Source organism: Ruminococcoides bili, from assembly GCF_040093295.1.
Taxonomy (GTDB): Bacteria; Bacillota; Clostridia; order Oscillospirales; family Acutalibacteraceae; genus Ruminococcoides; species Ruminococcoides intestinale_A.
This window is the reverse complement of sequence record NZ_JBBNJY010000077.1, coordinates 1-3425: the sequence shown is the minus strand read 5'-3', so window position 1 is coordinate 3425 and position 3425 is coordinate 1. Positions and strand designations below refer to the sequence as shown.

The 3425-nt window shown below is 41.9% G+C and carries 7 protein-coding genes; 4 read left to right on the top strand and 3 right to left on the bottom strand.

The annotated features are described in order from the left end of the window. Positions 1–4 precede the first annotated feature (4 nt). Together AAAY30_RS11330 and AAAY30_RS11325 are read right to left on the bottom strand one after the other, a co-directional pair. Complete coding sequence (locus AAAY30_RS11330) at positions 5–364, bottom strand: hypothetical protein (protein WP_302484468.1); 360 nt, start codon at positions 362–364, stop codon at positions 5–7. An 8-nt stretch (positions 365–372) separates the two neighbouring features. Then, complete coding sequence (locus AAAY30_RS11325) at positions 373–612, bottom strand: hypothetical protein (RefSeq protein WP_302484467.1); 240 nt, start codon at positions 610–612, stop codon at positions 373–375. A 74-nt stretch (positions 613–686) separates the two neighbouring features. On the opposite strand from AAAY30_RS11325, the gene AAAY30_RS11320 reads away from it, so the two are divergent. The 4 genes from AAAY30_RS11320 to fdxA all read left to right on the top strand — a co-directional run bounded on the left by AAAY30_RS11320 (position 687) and on the right by fdxA (position 3222). After that, a complete protein-coding gene (locus AAAY30_RS11320) occupies positions 687–1157 on the top strand; it encodes a metallophosphoesterase (RefSeq protein ID WP_022234786.1) in 471 nt (156 codons plus the stop codon). 59 nt (positions 1158–1216) lie between these two features. After that, on the top strand, positions 1217–2080 hold the full coding sequence (locus tag AAAY30_RS11315; protein WP_499215871.1) for a DNA polymerase III delta subunit-related protein: 864 nt from the start codon (positions 1217–1219) through the stop codon (positions 2078–2080). Further along, positions 2068–2934: a PSP1 domain-containing protein gene (locus tag AAAY30_RS11310; RefSeq protein ID WP_022234788.1), complete on the top strand. Its 867-nt coding sequence runs from the start codon at positions 2068–2070 to the stop codon at positions 2932–2934. The genes AAAY30_RS11315 and AAAY30_RS11310 overlap by 13 nt, the downstream gene beginning before the upstream one ends. Positions 2935–3051: 117 nt before the next feature. After that, positions 3052–3222, top strand: coding sequence for a 4Fe-4S ferredoxin (gene fdxA / locus AAAY30_RS11305; protein WP_022234789.1), 171 nt, complete (start codon positions 3052–3054; stop codon positions 3220–3222). A gap of 1 nt (position 3223) precedes the next feature. Here the strand turns inward: fdxA and AAAY30_RS11300 are convergent. Further along, positions 3224–3425, bottom strand: a 202-nt coding sequence (locus tag AAAY30_RS11300) for a hypothetical protein (RefSeq protein WP_499215870.1), incomplete at its 5' end; no start/stop codon positions are given.

The window sequence follows — 3425 nt, the reverse complement described above, 5'->3', positions numbered from 1 at the left end:
TTTTTCAAAATATATTTATATCTTTGAGCAGAGGGAGAATTTTGAACAGCTTAAGCATTTTTTCGGCTTTATCAAGTTTTTCCTGTTTTTCACAAGATAAAAACGGGCGCAGAGCATTTAAAAGCCTTGTTGTATCGTCCTCACAGCCGATTGATTTAACGGCGGGCAGAATTTTAATAAGACTTTTTGCAATGTCGTCGTTCATAAAATCCGTGGGCAGGGAAAGCTCGTTTTTCTTTTCGGGAGGCTGTGGTTTTTCGGGTGCGTTTCCTGAAAGACCGAGCTGCTTGCCGAGGCTTTGCACCTGTCGCAAAGCCTCGGGATTGCTGAGTATTTCGTTTATTTTATCCTGAATATCTGCCATGGCGGGTTTTACTTCCCCTTTCTCAGCATTTCAATTATTGCTTTTGCCTGCGGGCTTTCCAAAAGCTCTTTTGTTTTTTGCGGGTCGTTTAAAATTTCCTCCACTGTTTTTTGAGTTTTACTGTCGGCATTTTTAAAAATGCTGTTTGTATTGCCCTTTTTTGCAGCGGATTTCAGCTCGTTTTCCGACAGGTTGAGCTGTTGCGACATTTGTTTAAGCATATCCTGCATATTCTTATTATCAGCCATATAAACACCTCGGATAATAATATGCGTATTTATATATTTTTATAACACTTAGCTTTAGTTTTGCGGAGGTAAGTATGAGAATTTTAGTTTTGTCCGATACACACGGAGATTTTAACAGAATGATGAAAGCTGTTACCGAGCAGCCGACTGCAGAGGTTATTATTCACTGCGGCGACGGCGAAGAACAGGTTGAATATTTAAAACAGAATTTTAAGGATAAAATGGTTGTCGGCGTGCGTGGCAATTGCGATTGGGGCAGTATGCTGCCTGCGACCGAAACCTTGAGAATAAACGGAAAGACAATTTTTATAACCCACGGTCATTTGTATAACGCAAAGGTGGGACTTTACACAATTATGTGCGCCGCACGAGAGGCAAAAGCTGATATTCTCTGCTTCGGTCATACTCACTCTGCGCTTTCTATGTACGAGGACGGACTTTATGTTCTTAACCCGGGCAGCTGCGGCGGATATATGGCAAGCTACGGAATAATTGATATTACCGACAAGGGTGAAATTATTACCAATACCGTAGCTGTAAAATGATTTTTGTAGCATTATGAACACTTTTGTGTTATACTAAAATAAGGTCGGGAGGCGAAAGGTTGAATTACACGGATTTTGAGTTTGACGAGGCTTTAAAGCAAAGGCTTGACAGCCTGTATTCACAGAACAGACAACCTCACGCAATAGTAATTGAGGGCGCAGACGCCGAAAAATGCAAGGGGCTTGCAACCTTTCTTACAATGAGGGCGGTGTGCAGAGCCGAAAATAAGCCTTGCGGAAAATGCGAGCAGTGCATAAAAGCAAGGGAAAAGGTGCACCCTGACATTTACTATGCCCAACCTGAAAATAAATCTCAGATTTATTCCATTGAGCAAATGCGAGATATTATTGAAAACGCAAGTATTCGCCCGAATGAGGCGGATATAAAGATTTTTGTGTTTGAAAGTGCAGATACAAGGCTTTCGCCTGTGGTACAAAATTCATTTTTGAAGTTGCTTGAAGAACCGCCGCAGAATTGCCTGTTTTTGTTGCTTTGCAAAAATTCAAGAGGATTGCTCAACACTATTTTGTCACGCTGTACCGTGCTTACCGTTAAAGGTGAAGAAAGCTACAGCGAGCAGGCAACCGAGCTTGCAAGAGCGGTGGCAGAGGGAACGATTGCGCCGAGCGAGTGGCAGTTGCTGTCGGCATTGACAGGCTTTTCCGACAGAAAACTTGCAGACGAAACCCTTGCCGTGCTTACGGTGATTTTCAGAGATTGCATAGCGGTTGCACGGGGAATAAGTGCGAGAATAGACGGTCAGCTTGCACAAAAGCTGAATAAAAGAATAACTACGGGTATGGCTTTGCAGCTTGTAGAGGCAACCGAGCTTGCAAGGCAGAAAATACCGCAGAATGTAAATATGGATTTGCTTTCCGCTTTTTTGAGCGGGGAGTACAGGAGGATAATATGGCAGAGGTAATCGGAGTCAGATTTAAAGAAGTCGGTAAGGTCTATTACTTTGACCCGCTTGATAATAAGTTAAGCGCCGGCGATATGGTAATTGTAGAAACCGCAAGAGGTCTTGAGTGCGGTAAGGTTGCCACACCGAATAAAACCGTTTCTGATGAAGAGCTTGCGTATCCGCTCAAGCCGCTTATCAGAATTGCAACCGAAAATGACCTTCGTCACCTTGAGGAAAACAAACTTAAGGAGAAGGAGGCATATAGAATTTGCGAGCAGAAAATTGCAAACCACAAACTTGAAATGAAGCTCGTAAGCGTTGAATGTACTTTTGACAACAGTAAAATTTTGTTTTACTTTACAGCAGACGGCAGAGTGGATTTCAGAGCGCTTGTAAAGGATTTGGCGTCTGTATTCAGAACAAGAATCGAGTTAAGACAGATAGGTGTGCGTGACGAGGCAAAAATGCTCGGCGGACTCGGTGTATGCGGAAAACCGTTTTGCTGTGCAAGTTTTATGGGCGAGTTTCAGCCTGTTTCAATAAAAATGGCAAAGGAGCAGGGGCTTTCGCTTTCACCCGTAAAGATTTCGGGTACTTGCGGCAGACTTATGTGTTGCCTTAAGTACGAGCAGGACGCATACACAGACCTGTTAAAGAAAACTCCTAAGGTTGGCGCAATAGTCAATACACCTGACGGAAAAGGTCTTGTAGTGGAAAATAACCTTATTGCCCGCACGCTTAAGGTTAAACTGAACAACACTCCGCCCGAAGCACCGGCAAAGACTTTTAATGTAAAGCAGTGCAAAATTGTTAAAGACGGCTACATTAAAGTCGATAAAGAAGAAATGGAAAAATTAAAAGGGTTAGAGTAAACTAACCCAAAATACCTTTTGGAAAATATTTATTTTTGAAAAATGTTCTAAAAATATTGCATTTTTAAAAATATATGTTACAATATAGGTGTAATATTTCACAGGAGGTGTTTTTGAATGGCATACCAGATTAGTGATGAGTGCATCAAGTGCGGAGCTTGTGCTGAGGAGTGTCCTGTAAGCGCAATTTCTGAGGGCGATGACAAGTATGTTATCGACGCTGATGTTTGTGTAGAGTGCGGAGCATGCGAGGCAACTTGCCCGGTAGGAGCACCTGCTCAGGCATAAGTTAATACTTAATGGAATTTAAAGACAGCAAGGATTTTTCCTTGCTGTTTTTTGTTTGGGCTTTTATAAAAAGTTTGGAGAAAATTATTGAAAAAAGGTTTTGTACTAAATGTTGGGGTAACAATAATAAATTATGGTTTAGCGGAGTGTCGGTTGGGCATTGAAATTTAGCTAACGCTAAATTATCCTCCCAAAAACAAAAA

Coding starts and splice junctions, on each gene's coding strand:
- fdxA (WP_022234789.1), top strand. CDS start 3,052: ATGGCATACCAGATTAGTGATGAGTGCATCAAGTGCGGAGCTTGTGCT.
- AAAY30_RS11325 (WP_302484467.1), bottom strand. CDS start 612: ATGGCTGATAATAAGAATATGCAGGATATGCTTAAACAAATGTCGCAA.
- AAAY30_RS11310 (WP_022234788.1), top strand. CDS start 2,068: ATGGCAGAGGTAATCGGAGTCAGATTTAAAGAAGTCGGTAAGGTCTAT.
- AAAY30_RS11320 (WP_022234786.1), top strand. CDS start 687: ATGAGAATTTTAGTTTTGTCCGATACACACGGAGATTTTAACAGAATG.
- AAAY30_RS11330 (WP_302484468.1), bottom strand. CDS start 364: ATGGCAGATATTCAGGATAAAATAAACGAAATACTCAGCAATCCCGAG.